The 15,349-nt window shown below is 70.2% G+C and carries 18 protein-coding genes; 3 read left to right on the top strand and 15 right to left on the bottom strand.

Annotation, left to right across the window (positions count from 1 at the left end; genetic code table 11):
* Positions 1-4: 4 nt before the first annotated feature.
* The 5 genes from tatC to FH608_RS12760 form a co-directional block, all read right to left on the bottom strand.
* Entirely contained in the window at positions 5-871 is an 867-nt protein-coding gene (tatC, locus tag FH608_RS12775; protein WP_139630678.1) for a twin-arginine translocase subunit TatC, read from the bottom strand.
* Between the two features lie 31 nt (positions 872-902).
* Positions 903-1,223, bottom strand: a complete 321-nt coding sequence (tatA, locus tag FH608_RS12770; protein WP_139630677.1) for a Sec-independent protein translocase subunit TatA — start codon at positions 1,221-1,223, stop codon at positions 903-905.
* 66 nt (positions 1,224-1,289) lie between these two features.
* Positions 1,290-1,445: a hypothetical protein gene (locus tag FH608_RS51415; RefSeq protein WP_193318376.1), complete on the bottom strand. Its 156-nt coding sequence runs from the start codon at positions 1,443-1,445 to the stop codon at positions 1,290-1,292.
* Positions 1,442-2,407 (bottom strand): helix-turn-helix transcriptional regulator, encoded by a 966-nt coding sequence (locus FH608_RS12765; RefSeq protein WP_139630676.1) that lies wholly within the window; start codon positions 2,405-2,407, stop codon positions 1,442-1,444. Before FH608_RS12765 ends, FH608_RS51415 begins: the two co-directional genes overlap by 4 nt.
* 145 nt (positions 2,408-2,552) lie before the next feature.
* Positions 2,553-3,515: a helix-turn-helix transcriptional regulator gene (locus FH608_RS12760; RefSeq protein WP_139630675.1), complete on the bottom strand. Its 963-nt coding sequence runs from the start codon at positions 3,513-3,515 to the stop codon at positions 2,553-2,555.
* Positions 3,516-3,552: 37 nt separating this feature from the next.
* On the opposite strand from FH608_RS12760, the gene FH608_RS12755 reads away from it, so the two are divergent.
* Positions 3,553-4,620 carry a DUF3866 family protein gene (locus tag FH608_RS12755; RefSeq protein ID WP_139630674.1) on the top strand — a complete coding sequence of 356 codons (1,068 nt, stop codon included), beginning with the start codon at positions 3,553-3,555 and terminating at the stop codon, positions 4,618-4,620.
* Here FH608_RS12755 and FH608_RS12750 read toward each other — a convergent pair.
* The 8 genes from FH608_RS12750 to prcB all read right to left on the bottom strand — a co-directional run bounded on the left by FH608_RS12750 (position 4,566) and on the right by prcB (position 12,250).
* The gene (locus FH608_RS12750; RefSeq protein ID WP_139630673.1) at positions 4,566-5,057 is read right to left on the bottom strand and encodes a DUF3291 domain-containing protein; all 492 of its coding nucleotides are present in this window, start codon (positions 5,055-5,057) and stop codon (positions 4,566-4,568) included. The two genes, FH608_RS12755 and FH608_RS12750, sit on opposite strands and share 55 nt — an antisense overlap.
* A gap of 21 nt (positions 5,058-5,078) precedes the next feature.
* Positions 5,079-5,723, bottom strand: coding sequence for a helix-turn-helix transcriptional regulator (locus FH608_RS12745; RefSeq protein WP_139630672.1), 645 nt, complete (start codon positions 5,721-5,723; stop codon positions 5,079-5,081).
* 326 nt (positions 5,724-6,049) lie between these two features.
* Positions 6,050-7,072 carry an FKBP-type peptidyl-prolyl cis-trans isomerase gene (locus FH608_RS12740; protein ID WP_139630671.1) on the bottom strand — a complete coding sequence of 341 codons (1,023 nt, stop codon included), beginning with the start codon at positions 7,070-7,072 and terminating at the stop codon, positions 6,050-6,052.
* 61 nt (positions 7,073-7,133) lie between these two features.
* Complete coding sequence (locus FH608_RS12735; protein WP_226899396.1) at positions 7,134-8,030, bottom strand: FKBP-type peptidyl-prolyl cis-trans isomerase; 897 nt, start codon at positions 8,028-8,030, stop codon at positions 7,134-7,136.
* A gap of 105 nt (positions 8,031-8,135) precedes the next feature.
* Entirely contained in the window at positions 8,136-9,494 is a 1,359-nt protein-coding gene (pafA, locus tag FH608_RS12730) for a Pup--protein ligase (RefSeq protein WP_139630669.1), read from the bottom strand.
* 138 nt (positions 9,495-9,632) lie between these two features.
* Positions 9,633-10,166 (bottom strand): hypothetical protein, encoded by a 534-nt coding sequence (locus tag FH608_RS12725; protein WP_226899394.1) that lies wholly within the window; start codon positions 10,164-10,166, stop codon positions 9,633-9,635.
* A gap of 419 nt (positions 10,167-10,585) precedes the next feature.
* Positions 10,586-11,380 carry a proteasome subunit alpha gene (prcA, locus tag FH608_RS12720; RefSeq protein WP_139630972.1) on the bottom strand — a complete coding sequence of 265 codons (795 nt, stop codon included), beginning with the start codon at positions 11,378-11,380 and terminating at the stop codon, positions 10,586-10,588.
* A gap of 21 nt (positions 11,381-11,401) precedes the next feature.
* Positions 11,402-12,250 (bottom strand): proteasome subunit beta, encoded by an 849-nt coding sequence (prcB, locus tag FH608_RS12715; RefSeq protein ID WP_139630668.1) that lies wholly within the window; start codon positions 12,248-12,250, stop codon positions 11,402-11,404.
* Between the two features lie 234 nt (positions 12,251-12,484).
* Between prcB and FH608_RS12710 the strand changes: the two genes are divergently transcribed.
* A complete protein-coding gene (locus tag FH608_RS12710) occupies positions 12,485-13,552 on the top strand; it encodes a DNA polymerase IV (protein ID WP_139630667.1) in 1,068 nt (355 codons plus the stop codon).
* Here the strand turns inward: FH608_RS12710 and FH608_RS12705 are convergent.
* Together FH608_RS12705 and FH608_RS12700 are read right to left on the bottom strand one after the other, a co-directional pair.
* On the bottom strand, positions 13,525-14,370 hold the full coding sequence (locus tag FH608_RS12705; protein WP_193318375.1) for an endonuclease domain-containing protein: 846 nt from the start codon (positions 14,368-14,370) through the stop codon (positions 13,525-13,527). The two genes, FH608_RS12710 and FH608_RS12705, sit on opposite strands and share 28 nt — an antisense overlap.
* Before the next feature lie 185 nt (positions 14,371-14,555).
* The gene (locus tag FH608_RS12700; protein ID WP_139630665.1) at positions 14,556-14,765 is read right to left on the bottom strand and encodes a ubiquitin-like protein Pup; all 210 of its coding nucleotides are present in this window, start codon (positions 14,763-14,765) and stop codon (positions 14,556-14,558) included.
* A 146-nt stretch (positions 14,766-14,911) separates the two neighbouring features.
* On the opposite strand from FH608_RS12700, the gene FH608_RS12695 reads away from it, so the two are divergent.
* A complete protein-coding gene (locus FH608_RS12695) occupies positions 14,912-15,316 on the top strand; it encodes a hypothetical protein (RefSeq protein WP_139630664.1) in 405 nt (134 codons plus the stop codon).
* Positions 15,317-15,349: the final 33 nt, after the last annotated feature.

Here is a 15,349-nt window from a genome sequence, read left to right as displayed (position 1 = left end):
GAACTTATCGCCTATCGGTGGGATCGGCATCCTCTTCGGGGGACGGCTCCTCCAGCGGCGACGCCTCGTCGTCGGACAGGTCGCCGAACTCGCTCGCAGGCCGGCGCTTCTCCCGCACGAACATGAACAGCTCGGCCGCCAGGAACAGCACGATCATGGGCGCGGCCAGCGCCATCATGGTGAGCGGGTCGCCGCCCGGCGTGACGATGGCGCCGAAGACGAACATCAGGAAGATGACCAGCCGCCGGTGCTTGGCCACGGTGGCGTGCGACAGCACCCCGATGACGTTGAGGAACGCCAGCAGCAGCGGCAGCTCGAACGACACCCCGAAGATCACCAGCATGATCAGGACGTAGTTGAGGTAGTCGTCGATCGAGATGGTGGCGACGGTGTCCTCGAGCGAGAAGCTCAGCAGGAACCCCAGCGCGGTGTCCATGATGAAGTAGGACACCAGCGCGCCCAGCACGAACAGCGGGATGGCCAGCCCGAGGAAGGCCAGCGAGTAGCGCTTCTCGCTGCGGTAGAGGGCAGGCGTCACGAACGACCAGATCTGGTGGAGCCAGACCGGAGACGCCACCACCAGGCCGACCATCAACGAGACCTTCAGCGTGATGAAGAACGACGAGAAGATGCCGTTGTAGGTCAGGCTGCAGCTCCCGGTGAGCTGCCGTGATTGGACGGTGGAGCAGTAGGGCTCCTTGAGCAGCTCCCACACCGGCGGGAAGACGATCCACCCGACGATGAGGCCCACCGCCACGGCGGCGAACGCGATGAGCAGCCGGTTACGCAGCTCACGCAGGTGCTCCATGAGCGGCATCCGCCCCTCGGGATCCCGCTGCGATTTGGATCCCGACCGTTTCAGCAACGCCATCTACCAGTCCTGGGGACGAGGGGGTGGGGGGTCAGGGGCGCTTGTCGGCCTGAGCGCCGGCACGCAGCCGGGCGGCCTGCTCCTCCAGCAGACGGGCCTGCTCCTCGGCGGACAGCTCGGGCGCGGCCTGCGGGATCTGCTGCGGCGGGGCCGGCGCCGGCTGCGGCTGCGCCTGGGCCTGCACCACCGTCGGCTTGTCCTGATCGTCGTCGTCGTTAAGCTTGCTGGTCTCCGCCTTGAAGATGCGCAGGGACCGGCCGACGCCACGGGCGAGGGCCGGCAGCTTGTTGGCACCGAAGAGCAGGACCAAGGCCACCAAGATCAGGATGATCTCTGGAGCTCCCAAGTTCATGTGACGTCCTTCATGGTGAGCGAAGTGCTGTGCTTGGTCCGATCGTACGCTGCCGAGGCCGCTGCCTCATCCCCTGGCGTCCTCTTTCGTACTGAATTGCGCATGAACTTGAGCGATCTGCCTGTTCAACCCTCGCGCGGCGGCCACGACGCGGGCGCCGGTGACCGCCAGCACGGCCAGCCCGCCCACGCCGAGCCCGATCGACACGTAGATCCACGTCATGATCCGTGAGCGTACAGGGCCAGGGCGCGCTCGGCCTCCCGCCGTACGGTCTCGGCCATCTCGGGGGGTGAGACGATCCGGCCGGTGTCGCCCAGGCGCAGCGCCAGCTTGACGATCCAGTCCTCGTCGCGGGCCCGCAGCGACACCCGCAGCCGCCCCTCGCCCAGCTCGGTGACCTGCTCGCACGGGTAGTACTCGGCCACCCACCGCCCGGCGGCGCTCAGCTCCAGCTCGACCAGCTCGTCGGTCGGCGAGGGCCGGAAGACGCCCCCGGTGACGTCGATGGGCTCGGCCTCCTCCGGCGGGTCGGCCGGCACGTCGAGCACCTCCACCCCGAGCATGCGATCCAGCCTGAACAGCCGCATCGCCTCGGCCCGGTAGCACCATCCCTCCAGGTAGGTGCGGCCGTCGACGACCACGACCCGCATGGGGTCGACCTCGCGCGGCGTCACCTGGTCGCGGCCGGGCACGTAGTAGCGCAGCGACAGCCGCCGCCCCCTGGTCAGCCCCTCGCGCACGCGCGGCAGCGCGTCGGGCGCGGCGTCCACGTCCACCGCGAGCCGGCCGCTGACCGTGGCGGCGCCCTCGCCCGCGGCCCGTTCGAGCTTCGCGGTCACGCGGGAGAGCGCGTCGCCGCGCACCTCGGCGAGCTCGGGGGTGGCGGCCAGCATGCGCAGCGCGACCAGCAGCGCGCTGGCCTCGTCGATGCCGAGCCGCAGCGGCCTGGCGATGGTCTCGGCGTTGTCGATGAGGATCTCGCCGCCGTCCCAGGAGACGTCGATGAGGTCGCCGGGCGTGTGGCCGGGCAGGCCGCACATCCACACGAGCTGCAGGTCGTCGATGAGCTGCTTCTCGCTCAGCCCGAACACCGCGGCCACCTCGCCGACCTGCGCCCCGGGATGGGACATCAGGTACGGCACCAGCGCCAGCAGCCTCGGCAGCCGGTCGGCGGACCCGCTCATGGGCTCTCCCCTCGTTCGCTTCGCCGGCTCATACCGGCCTCCCCCTTCACGTGGCGGACGGGCACGCCTGCGTCCCCCTTCACCCGGCGGACGCTCACGCCTGCGTCCCCCTTCACCGGGCGGACGCCCGTGCCGGCGTCCCCTCTCATGCCAGCGTCCCCTTCAACCGGCGGATGACGGCCTCGCGGGCGTCAGGCGGCCCGACGACCTCCACGTCGGCGGCGAGGCTGGCCATCCAGCCGGCCAGCCGCTCGGCGTCGGAGAAGACCAGCTCGGCCTCGTCCCATCCGCCGTCGCTCTCGCGTACGGCCCGCGCGAGCTGGCGCAGCCCCTCGCACGCCCCCCTGCGCACGCGCAGCACGGCGACCCGCTCCTCGGCCGGCTCGTCGGGGAAGCCGACCATGGCCCGCAGGTCGACGCCGGGCGGCACCTCGAACGCCCGCGCCCTGCCCAGGACGGTGACCTGGCCGGTGATCCGGCTGAGCCGGAAGGCCCGCGGCGCGTCCCTGCCGCGGTCGAAGCCCGCGAGGTACCAGCGGCCGTTGCGGCTGACCACGCCCCACGGCTCCACGGTGCGGGCGCGCACGCTCTCGCTGCCGGCGCTCCTGTAGTCGAAGCGCACCGCGCGCCGGTCGCGCACCGCCTCCCACAGCGCGGGGAAGGCCGGGTCGCGGGTGTCGACCCGCAGCTCCAGCGCTCCGCCGCCGATGGAGGGCCCGACGGGCCTGGCGGTGGCCACGCCGCCGGCGCGCAGCTTCAGCAGCGCCCCCGAGGCGGCCTCGGCCAGGCTGGCCCGCTGCCACATCTGCGCGGCCAGGCCCAGCACGGCGGCCTCGTCGGGCTCCAGCGTGATCTCGGGCAGCTCGTACGACTCGCGCTCGATCCGGTAGCCCGGCTCGTCCTCCCACGGGTCGCGCACGACGTCGATGGGGATCCCGATCTCGCGCAGCTCGTTCTTGTCGCGCTCGAACATGCGCTGGAACGCCTCGTCGCCATCGCGGTCGTAGCCGGGGACGGCCTGGCGGATCTGCTCGGCCGACAGCGGCCGCCGCGTGGCGAGCAGGCAGATCACCAGATTGAGCAACCGTTCTGTCTTCCGGCGCGACATCTGCTCACTCCTCCTGCATCGACGCTACCCTGCCCCCGTGATCAGATGGCGCAAGGGCGAGGTTGTACGGATCCGGCGCGAGTGGCCGGGAGCGGTGGAGCTGGACGTCTCCGTCCCCGAGGGGGAGTGCCGGGCACTGGCGTATCCGCCGTTGGTGGGCCGCCCGGAACCCGGTGACGAGGTACTGCTCAACACGACCGCGCTCGCGATGGGTCTCGGTACGGGAGGTTACGCCATGGTGGTGGCCGTCCCGAACCGTTTGCCGCAAGATCCCACCGGCCCCGGGCACCTGGTGAAGGCGCGCTACACGCCGCTGCAGGCCACGGTGCTCGGCGCCGACGAGCAGGACTCCCCTCATCACGAGACGTTGCGCGAGGCGGACTCGATCGACGGGATGCCGGTGGTGGTCGCCGACCTGCACTCGGCGCTGCCGGCGATCCTGTGCGGCCTGTACGCCGACCGGCCCGGCACGCGGGTGACGTACGTGATGCAGGACGGCGGCGCGCTGCCCGCGTGGTTCTCGATGGCGGCGGCCCGGCTGCGGGAGATCGGCCTGCTGGCCGGGGTGGTGACGGTCGGGCAGTCGTTCGGCGGGGACGTGGAGGCGGTCACGGTCCACACGGGGCTGCTGGCGGCCAGGCACGTCCTCGGGTCCGAGGTCGCGATCGTCGCGCAGGGCCCCGGCAACCTGGGCACGGGCACCCGGTGGGGCTTCTCCGGCGTGTCCGCGGGCGAGGCGGTGAATGCGGCGGGCGTGCTGCTGGGGCGGCCCGTGGCGGCGCTGCGGGTCAGCGAGGGCGACCGGCGCGAGCGGCACTACGGGATCTCGCACCACTCGCTGACCGCCTACGGCCGGGTCGCGCTGGCACCCGCCGACGTGCCGGTGCCGATGCTGCCAGGCGAGTTCGGCGAGCGGGTCAGGGATCAGGCGGAGCTGCTGGCCGTGCGGCACCGGCTGGTGCCGGTGCCGGTGGACGGCCTGCACGAGGCGCTGCGCGAGTCCCCCGTGCGGCTCTCGACGATGGGCAGGGGTCTGGAGGAGGACCTGCCCTACTTCCTGGCCTCGGCGGCGGCGGGCAGGCTGACGGCCTCACTGCTGTCGTAGAAGGCGTTGAACGTGAACGCCTCGGGGCCAGGCCCGTCGGCCTTGAGGCGTTCCAGCCGCCGCATGCCCTCCGCCAGCGACGGGATGTGCCCTTCGGGGACCCACCACATGACGATGTACGGCTCCGCCATGCGCAGGAACCACTCCCTGCGCCGGCGCAGCACGCCCAGGTGGGGGCTGCGGTAGACGTAGTTCCACAGGGTCTCCCGCGACTCCCACACCGAGAAGTTGATCAGCAGGTGGTCGCCGTACTCGTGCACGACGGTGGCGGTGGGGTCCTCCTCGCTCTCCTTCAGCCGCCACACGAAGCCGGGCGCCTCGTCGGCGATCGTGTTGATGGGCTCCAGGAGGGCGACGAACTCGGCGAGCTCGGGGCTGTCGACGGGCGCGCGCATGTGGGCGATGTTCAGCTGGGCGAGATGCATGACGCTCAGCACACCACCACTCCCACTTCTATGTCAATCTTTATTTGTTTTAGAAAGGGCGACGCAGCACTCCCCCGGCCGCGCGTCGAGCCTGGCCCGCCCGGGGTCGTCGCCGAGCCCTTCCAGCAGCCCCTGGCACAGGGCCAGGTTCATGGAGCACACCAACAGCGGCCGCTCCTCAGCCAGCACGTGGAAGGGGCAGTTGCGCAGGCGTACCGCGCCGCCCTCCTCGTACGGCTCGTAGCCGCGCGCCCCCAGCACCTCCTCGACCGGCTCCCCGGCGTGCCGCCCGCCCATCGTGACGCCCGCCTCCCGCGCGGCCCGCTCGGCCTGCTCCTCGGCCCCGAGGGCATCGACAACGCCGGCCAGGACGGAGGCGAGGGTGGCGTAGTCGCGCGGCGGCAGGCTCACCGACCGCTCGCCCCTGGCCCTCCGATACACCTTCGCCGGGCGGCCGCTGCCCGGGCCCTTCTTCTCCTGCGCGCGAAAACCGCTCTCCAGCAGGCCGGCCTCGACCAGCTTGTCGAGGTGGTGGCCGGCCAGCGTCCTGGACACGCCCGCCGCCTCGGCCGCCTCTCCCCTGCCCACGTCGCCGCCTCCGGCGGCCACGGCCGCGTACAGGCTGCGGCGGACGGGGTCGTGCAGCAGGGCCAGCGCGTCGAGGTCGTCGCTACTCACAGCGGGAGTCTACGAGCGCCCAGCCCTTGCTTGCTCCCCGTGCCCCCACGGTTCCTGGCACGCGCACAATGTCTCCTGTGCGCGCCGCCCTCCTGCTCCTCGCACGAGCACGGCGCATCCCGTACGCGCCGACGTCCCACTACTCCCGCGAGCGCGGGATCCCGAGCGCCACCATCAAGCCGCCCGCGCACACGCCCCCTCGTAGGCGGCCCCGCAGCCGCGCGACAGCGCCCGGACGTAGGGGCCAGGAGCGGGCGGAGCCAAGGCGTGGCGCATGGGAGCCGGGGAGATGGGTGCGTGCGGCCCCCGGATGGCGTGCCACGCTCTCAGTAGGCCGCAATGACGTCCACGACGAAGACCAGCGTGTCGGAGCCCGTGATCCCATGGGCGGGGTCGCCCGCGGCCCCGTACCCGTAGGAGGGCGGCACGACCATCAGCACCCGGCTGCCGACCGGGACGCCCACCAGCCCCCGCTCCCACGCCTTGATCATGCTGCCGTCGCCGATCCGGAACGTCCTGGGCCCGTCCGCCCCCCAGGTGGCGTCGAAGACCTGGCGGCGGCGCCAGACCGCGGCCTCGTACTGGACGACCACGAGCCGCCCCGCCTGCGTGCCGCGCCCCGCACCCCTGGCCAGCACCTTGACCGCGAACTCGGCGGGCGGCGCGCCCGCGGGCACCGACAGCACGGGCGGGGCGCCGCCGGTGACGCGGACCCCGGCGAGCGAGCCGCCGCCCGCCTCGACGGAGGCATCCTTGTGGTGGGCGCCGAGGACGTCGACGACGTAGAGCAGTTCGGCGCCGCGCTCGACGCCTCGGGGCGGGCGCGTACCGTACGCATACGATTCCGGGGCGGCGGCGACGACCCTGCTGCCGACCCGGTGCCCCCGCAGCGCCGTGCCGAGGCCCGCTCCGACCGTCAGCGCGGCCGGGGTGCCCCGGGTGAAGGTGGAGTCGATCAGGGGGTTGCCGCGGCCGTCCCAGACGTGCCCGGTGTACTGGACGATCGCCGTGTCGCCCGTCTCGAGAGGCGCGCCCTGCCCGGCGACCGGCTCGTCCACCTGGAGCCAGGTCGCGGGCGCGCCGCCGGGGAAGGAGATCGCCGGCCTGGCCCCGAACGGCCCGCGCACCGCCGGCCCCCGCGCCGCCGATCCACCCGCCGCCCGCCACCCGGCGGTCAGTCCATGACCGGCCGCCGCCGTGTCGCCCCCGCCTGCCGCCCAGAGGCCGGCCGCCGGGGACAGCATGGCCGTGGCCGAGGAGCTCGACGCCACGTCGGCGCCGCCGCCCGCGCAGCCGACCAGCAGCAGCACGAGGGCCGGCAGCAGCGCTGCGGTGCGGCGGCGGAGCATCGGACCTCCCGGACGGCCGGGGCTGGGCCTGGCGATGCTACCGCCTCACCGCGCCCGGACGTCAGTAGGCGGCCAGCACGTCCACCACGAACACCAGGGTGCTCTTGGCGGGAATGCCCTGCTGCTCCTGGTCGCCGTAGCCCAGGTCCGGCGGGATGCTCATCACGACCCGGCTGCCGACCGGCACCCCGGCCAGGCCCTGCTGCCAGCCCTGGATGACCTGCGCCAGCGGGAACTCGGCCGGCTCGCCCCGCTCCCAGCTGGAGTCGAACTGCTTGTCGGAGCCCCAGATCTTGCCCGTGTAGTGCACGGTGAGCGTCTGGCTGGGCTGCACCTTCGGCCCGGTGCCCTCGATCAACGTCTTGACGACCAGCTTGTCCGACGGCTTCTCGTCCGTCTTGGTGGTCAGCGTGGGGGCCTTCTCACCGCCCGGGTTCACGACCTTGACGCCCTTGAGGCTCTCCTTGGTCTCCTTGCCCGTGGCCGCCTTCAGCGGCGGCGGCTGGGTGCCGACCACGTCGAACACGAACACCTTGGTCGAGTCGGCCGGCGTCGCGGGGGCGGCGGCGTCGTTGGCCAGCACGGCCAGCAGCCGCCCGCCGTTCTTGACCTTGGTGAAGCCCTCCTGCAGCACCTGCGGGATCTGCTCGTCGACCGCGATCGTCTCCGGCCGCTTGGTGTCGTACGAGGAGCCCTGGACGGCGTTGTCCTTGCCGTCCCAGTTGTAGACGGTCAGATTGACGATCACGCGGTCGCCCGCCTTGACCCCGTTGCCGGCGCCCGGCTGGATCACCGCGTACGAGGACGTCGTGGCGGGCGAGCCGGCCGGGAAGACCAGCGAGGGCTTGGCGCCCACATTTCCGCCGACCTTGAACGCCGACGCCCCCGGCGTGGACGACGCGCTGGTGCTGGCGCCGTCGTCGGAGCCGCAGGCGGCGGCGAACAAGATCAAAGGCACGGCGGCCAGTACGGCCAGAGCGCGGCGCATGGGTGTCCCTCGGAAAAGACGGCAGATTCGCGTCACCTTACCCGACTCTCGGGTACGCCCGAGGTAAACCGCGGCCTACATCCCGGCTATGAGCTTGTCCACCCGCTCGTCCACGCTGCGGAACGGGTCCTTGCACAGCACCGTGCGCTGTGCCTGGTCGTTCAGCTTGAGATGCACCCAGTCGACCGTGAAGTCGCGGCGCTTCTCCTGTGCCTTGCGGATGAACTCGCCGCGCAGCCGTGCCCTGGTCGTCTGCGGCGGCACCGACTTGGCCTCGAAGATCCTCAGGTCGGACGCCACCCGCTCCACCGAGCCGCGCTTCTGCAGCAGGTAGTACAGGCCCCGCTTGCGGTGCACGTCGTGGTAGGCCAGGTCGAGCTGGGCCACCCGCGGCGAGGACAGCGGCAGGTCGTACTTCTTGCGGTAACGCTCGATGAGCTGGTATTTCGTCACCCAGTCGATTTCCCGCGAGACCAGGTCGAGATTGCCCGTGTCGACCGCGTTGAGCGTGCGCTCCCACAGCTCCAGCACCCGGTGCGCGATGGCGTCGCCGCCGCGGCGGTCGACGAAGTCCTTCGCCTTCGACAGGTATTCCTGCTGGATCTCCAGGCTGGAGGCCTCGCGCCCGTTGGCCAGGCGCACCCTGCGCCGGCCCGTCATGTCGTGGGAGACCTCGCGGATGGCCCTGATCGGGTTTTCCAGCGACAGGTCGCGCATCACCGTGCCCGACTCGATCATGCGCAGCACCAGGTCGGTGGCGCCGACCTTGAGCAGCATGGTGGTCTCGCTCATGTTGGAGTCGCCCACGATCACGTGCAGGCGGCGGAACCGCTCGGCGTCGGCGTGCGGCTCGTCGCGCGTGTTGATGATCGGCCTGGACCGGGTCGTGGCGCTGGACACGCCCTCCCAGATGTGCTCGGCCCGCTGCGAGACGCAGTAGACGGCGCCGCGCGGCGTCTGCAGGACCTTGCCGGCCCCGCACACGATCTGCCGCGTCACCAGGAACGGGATCAGCACGTCCGCCAGCCGCCCGAACTCACCGTGCCGGCCCACCAGGTAGTTCTCGTGGCAGCCGTAGGAGTTTCCGGCCGAGTCCGTGTTGTTCTTGAACAGGTAGATGTCACCTGCGATGCCCTCCTCGCGCAGCCGCTTCTCGGCGTCGACCAGGAGGCCCTCGAGTATGCGCTCACCCGCCTTGTCATGAGTGACCAGCTCGATGACGTTGTCACACTCGGGTGTTGCGTATTCAGGATGGCTGCCCACGTCGAGGTAGAGACGTGCGCCGTTGCGGAGGAAGACGTTGCTCGATCGGCCCCAGGACACGACCCGCCGGAACAAGTAGCGCGCGACCTCGTCGGGCGACAGCCTGCGCTGCCCCCTGAACGTGCAGGTCACGCCGTACTCGTTCTCCAGCCCGAAGATGCGACGATCCATCACCTCACACTATGCCCACGGATCGGCGAGCGGGAGAGATCTTCCAGGTGTTTTCCCACCGGCGCCGCTCGAAGCCCCTTTCATGACCGTTTGATCCCGCCTGGTCCCGCGCCCGCCCCCGCGAGGCGCGGCCCCCCGTCACGGCGTCCAGATCTCCTGAACCTTGACGATCCTGCCCTTGTAGACCGTGATGAGCGCGGGCCGCCGCTGGCTCCCGTACCGCTTGATCAGCACCGTCCTGGAGCACCGCTTGGCGCCGAGGCCCGTCTTCCTGCTGACCGTCATGCCGCTCAGCGCGGTCTTGCAGCCGTACGCGGACAGGAAGACCACGTCCTTGGCGACAGGCGAGGAGTACGCCATGGCATCGCCCTCGGGCTGACCCACGAAGTAGCCCTCCGTCTGGGTGCCCTTCCTCCACTTGATCGGCTGATACTCGGCCACGCCGCCGTGGACATAGGTGATCCAGCCGCGCAGGATGCCGTTGTGGCGCGAGTGGATGTGCTTGGTGAAGTCATGCTTCGGGTCCGTCTGGAAGGTCGTCCCGAAGGGCTTGGGCGCCTTGTACCTGGGGTACGCGGCGGCCGCCGTGGCGGCGTTCGCCGCCGCGCCTGAGCTCAGCACCACGGCCACGGCGGCACCGGCCGCCAGGAGGCCACGCATCGGAGTGTTCACGGACTCTGAGATCCTCGCCTCCGCCGCGAGGTTCGCCCCGACCACAGTGAAACAGCTCACACCGCCCGACCCCGCGCCACCCCGACCCCGCGCACCCCGGCCACACGCCGGCCGAGGCCAACGCCACCCCGGCCCCACACCGCCCTTCCGGCACGCAGCCCGCCCCTCCCGCACGCGCCCCGGCCCTTCCCGCACGCGCCCCGCTCCTCCGGCACGCACGTCGTTCCGCCGGCGCCTACCGCGGTCCGCCGGCGGCGGACTCCGCGCCACGGCACCACCCCACGGAGGCCCCAGAACTCACGCAACGCCTCACCGACCCGGGCAACCCCAACAACCCCCACATCCACCCCGGAAGGGCCCGGAAACGCCGTCAGGGGCCGCCGTAGCGACCCCTGAAGAGCACGAGACCGGGAGAACCCTTACAGCGGCGAGGACCCGTCGTCCACGTCACCCTCAGGACCCGTGGGCGGCGGAGTGCCCGGGGTGCCGCCCTCCGAGGGCTCGGCGGGCGGCGCCGCCTGAGGCGGGGTGGAGGTCTGCGCCAGCAGACGCTCCAGGCGGGCACCCGTGAGCCGCAGGAACTTGCGGTGCTCCCGGTTACGGTCGAGCACCGCCACCTCCAGCTGCGCCACCGGCGGTCGCTCCCCGCCCGGCTCGGTCAGCGCCGCCAGCGCCACCTCCAGCGCGTCGGCCAGCGTCATCGACTCGCGGTAACGCTCCTTCAGCCGGGTCGCCACCGCGTCGGCCTGCCCGCCCATGGCGGCGAAGCCGTGCTCGTCGAACACCGACCCGTCGAAGGTCAGCCGGTAGATCGCGTCGCCGTCCTTCGTCTCGCCCACCTCGGCGACGACGACCTCCACCTCCAGCGACTTGATCGACTCGGTGAAGATGCGGCCCAGGTTGGAGGCGTAGAGATTGGCCAGCCCGCGGCCGGTCACGTCGGAGCGGTCGTAGGTGTAGCCGTTGATGTCGGCGTAGCGGATGCCGCCGAGCCGCAGCTCCTCGAACTCGTTGTAGCGGCCCACGGCCGCGAACCCGATGCGGTCGTAGATCTCGCTGATCTTGTGCAGCGCCCTGGACGGGTTGGGCGCGACGAACAGGATGCCGTCGACGTACTGCAGCACGACGACGGAGCGGCCCCGCGCGATGCCCTTGCGCGCGTAGTCGGCCTTGTCCCGCATGATCTGCTCAGGGGACGCATATCCGAAAGGCATGGACACGGTGGTGATCCTTTTCTAGCGCAGCGGGGCGATGGGGCCGTCAGGCGAGATCAGGCGGGCTTCGAGCATCTGCTCCACGTACGCGGAGACCTGCTCCTCGCTCAGCCGGCGGAAGCCGTCGGCGTCGATCACCGACACGATGGGCCAGATCCTCCTGGTCACGTCGGGGCCGCCCGTCGCGGAGTCGTCGTCGGCCGCGTCGTAGAGCGCCTGGATGAGGATCATCACCATGTCGTCCGCGGACGCGCCGTCGCGGTAGAGCTTCTTCAGCGCTCCCCGCGCGAAGATCGAGCCGGACCCGATGGCGTCGAACCTCTCCCGCTCATAAGGCCCGCCCGCCACGTCGTAACTGAAGATGCGGCCCTCGTCCTTGTCGGCGTCGTACGCGGCGAACAGCGGCACCACCACCAGCCCCTGCATCGCCATCGCGAGATTGCCCCTGATCATGGTCGCCAGCCGGTTGGCCTTGCCCTTCACCGACATCGTGCGGCCCTCGAGCTTCTCGTAGTGCTCCAGCTCCACACGGAACAGCCGGGCGAACTCGATGCCGGTGCTGGCCGTGCCCGCGATCCCCATGCACGAATAGTCGTCGGCCCTGAACACCTTCTCCACGTCACGCTGGGAGATGATGTTGCCCGACGTGGCCCGCCGGTCGCCCGCCATGACCACGCCACCGGCGAAGGTCGCGGCCACGATCGTGGTCGCGTGCGGAACCTGGTCGCCGATCGGGGTGGCCAGCACCTCATCCCGCTGCGGCAGCAACTCAGGCGCATACGAGCTGACGAACTCCGTGAACGAGGAACTTCCGTTGTTTCGGAAAAGCTGGTTGACCAAGCCGACGGGCAGATCCCTGTGCGATGCCACGCGACTCCCTCCAAACGTCAGTGTTCCTAGGCCGACCCTACTCATGTTGCGTCGCTGTCTGCACTTCCCACGATCAGCTCACGGCGAACCCACACGATCACTCCCCACCCCGTTCCGTGCCCAGATCGTTTCATTACGGACGCCCGCCGCCATACGCATGTCGAGACGTCCGCACGTCCTGACCCCCACCCCGGCCCGGGACCGCCCGCACCGCCACCCGACATACTTGACACCATGTCCACCAGGGACTGGATTCTCCACGTCGACCTCGACCAGTTCATCGCCGCCGTCGAGCTCCTGCGCCACCCCGAACTACGCGGCAGACCCGTCGTCGTCGGCGGCTCAGGAGACCCCACCCAGCCCCGCACCGTCGCCGCCACCGCCACCTACGAAGCCCGCGAACACGGCGTCCACTCCGGCATGCCGCTCCGCACCGCGCTCAAACGCTGCCCCGACGCGATCTTCCTGCCCAGCGACCCGCCCGCCTACGAGGCAGCCTCCGAGCGCGTCATGGCCGTCCTCCGCGAGTTCCCCGTCCGCGTCGAGATCTGGGGCTGGGACGAAGCCTTCATCGGCGCCACCACCGACGACCCCGAGGCCCTCGCCGCCGACATCCGGCACGCCGTACAGGCCCGCACCCAGCTGTCCTGCTCCATCGGCATCGGCGACAACAAGCACCAGGCCAAACTCGCCTCGGCATTCGCCAAACCCGCCGGGATCCACCGCCTCACCGGCGACAACTGGGCCGAGACCATGAACCACCGGCCCACCGACGCCCTCTGGGGCATCGGCGTCAAGACCGCCAGGAAACTCGCCGCACTCGGCCTCCACACCGTCGCCGAACTCGCCGCCGCCGACCCCGCCCACCTGGCCCGCCACTTCGGCCCCACCAACGGCCCCTGGTACCGCTACCTCGCCCTCGGCAAGGGCGAAGCCGAAGTCGTCACCACACCCTGGATCGCCCGCGGCCACAGCCACGAGACCACCTTCCAGCACGACCTCACCGACAGGACCGCCATCGCCCACCACGTGGCCGCCCTCGCCACCCGGGTCGCCCACGACGCCGCCGAGGCCGGCCGCCACATCGCCCGCGTCTCCGTCAAGGTCCGCTTCACGCCGTTCCTGACCCGCACCCGCCAGTCAAAACTCCCCGCACCCACCACCGACCCGGCCACGATCGAGCGAACGGCCCTCACCATCCTCGACCGCTTCGACCTCAACCGCCCCGTCCGCCTCCTGGGCGTGGCCGTCGACTACACCCTCCCCGACGACGATCAGCCCACCCTCGACACCCTCGAATAGAAATCGGCCCGAAGCTCCTCCTCGGCCCGGATCAATTCCTGAAGCTCTTCCTCGGAAACCTCGATTTCGTCACCGTCCACAACGGTCGCCTCGACATACGAAAGCGCCCGCCGCACCACCCCCGGATCATCCCTGAACTGCCCGATCCCGGAGTTGCACGGAAGGCACAGCGCATATCGCACGTCACCTGTGCGATGACAATGATCCACATGCTCCGGCGGCCGATCCCAGCACACCACGCACAAACCGTGCTGCCCCGAGATCATCCGCTCGACGTCCTCATGCCGCACCTGATAGCGCTGCGTCAGGTGATAAGTCCGCGACGGCGCGACCTCGTCGCTCCTCCGCTGCTCGGGAAGGACCACGAACTCCGGCCAGAGCACCTCGCCGTCCAGATAAAGGGCGGCCAACTCCAGCAGCACCGTGTTGTCGCCGAAGTGACCGAGCCCGTTGTTGCAGTTGAAACAGAGAACGCCCCTGACCTCACCGGTTCGATGGCTGTGGTCGACGAACGTGCCGGGGACGACGCGGCAGATGGCGCAGAGCCCGCCCTGCTGGGCGAGCATGCGCTCGAAGTCGTCCTCGGTGATGCCGTAGCGGCGCTTCAGATGGTAGTTGCGAGCACTGCCATGGTTCTTGATGCGATTTTCCTGCATCACCTCGTTATGGCACGGCTTGCAATAAGCAGTGAGGCCGGATTTCTCGGCACGATTGCGCCCGAACTCCGTTACCGGCTTGATTTCCCGACAGCGCGGGCAGTATTTATTCCCCTCCGGAACCGCAATCGCCTCCCGGACGACCCTGCCCTGCTCGGCCATACGTTTGCGATAACTCTGAGTGGAGCGCCGCCGGAAACAAATTTTGCAATATCGCGCACGCCCGTCTGCCATGCGCTTGTTGAGCCCGAACGCGGCGACTGGCTTGACCTCACCGCAGTCCGGGCATCGCTTCATTCCGTCCGGCGTTCCCACCCGATTTACCCCTTCTAGATGTCCGTTTTCCCCTATTGGCCGCCCTTCTGTACGTAGCTGCGCACGAATTCCTCTGCGTTCTCTTCGAGAACTTCGTCGATTTCGTCCAGAATTGAGTCGACATCGTCCGTGAGCTTCTCCTGGCGCTCCTGAACGTCGGACGTCGCTGTCGCCTCCACCTCCTCGGTCTCGGCCTCGCGCCGACCGGTCTGCTTCTGGCCGCCGGTGTCCTTGGTTGCCATGTCCTACCTCCACTCGGGGGACGTGCCTCTAGGCATATCTTCCCCGAACCGGGCGACATTTCGCGCCGATCGCCCCGCGATCTTGCCGGCTTGACCAGATAGCATGACTATCTAATACTGGACCCACGTCCACGAAGGAGGTTCCGATGTCCCCCGAATCCCTGAGCACGGCAGGTGTGCTCCTCATCACAGTCCCGCTGGTGGCCTTCGGCGGTGTCACGCTGCTGAAGTTCCTCATGCGGAACGTTCCCGGCTACCTGGACAACCCGGTCCGGCGCGGGCTGTGGCGGGCCGGGCACGCCCATGCGGGCGTGCTGGTGCTGTTCTCGCTGGTGGCGATGGTCTATGTGGACCAGGCGAGCCTGCCGGAGGGTTTGAAGGCGCTGACGCGGGTGTTGATCGTGGCGGCGCCGATCCTCATGCCGCTGGGGTTCTTCCTGTCGGTGGTGCGGCCGGGTGACACGAGACCGAACAGGTTGATCTGGTTGACGGTGGCGGGCGGGTCGTGCCTGGCGGTGGGCACGCTGACGCTCGGTGTGGGCCTGCTGTGACGGCCGCCCCTCAGACAAGGGGCGGCCGGTCGC

Source organism: Nonomuraea phyllanthi, assembly GCF_006334985.2.
Lineage (GTDB): Bacteria > Actinomycetota > Actinomycetes > Streptosporangiales > Streptosporangiaceae > Nonomuraea > Nonomuraea phyllanthi.
Note: the sequence above shows the minus strand (reverse complement) of the source record. Positions and strands in the feature narration are given on the sequence as shown.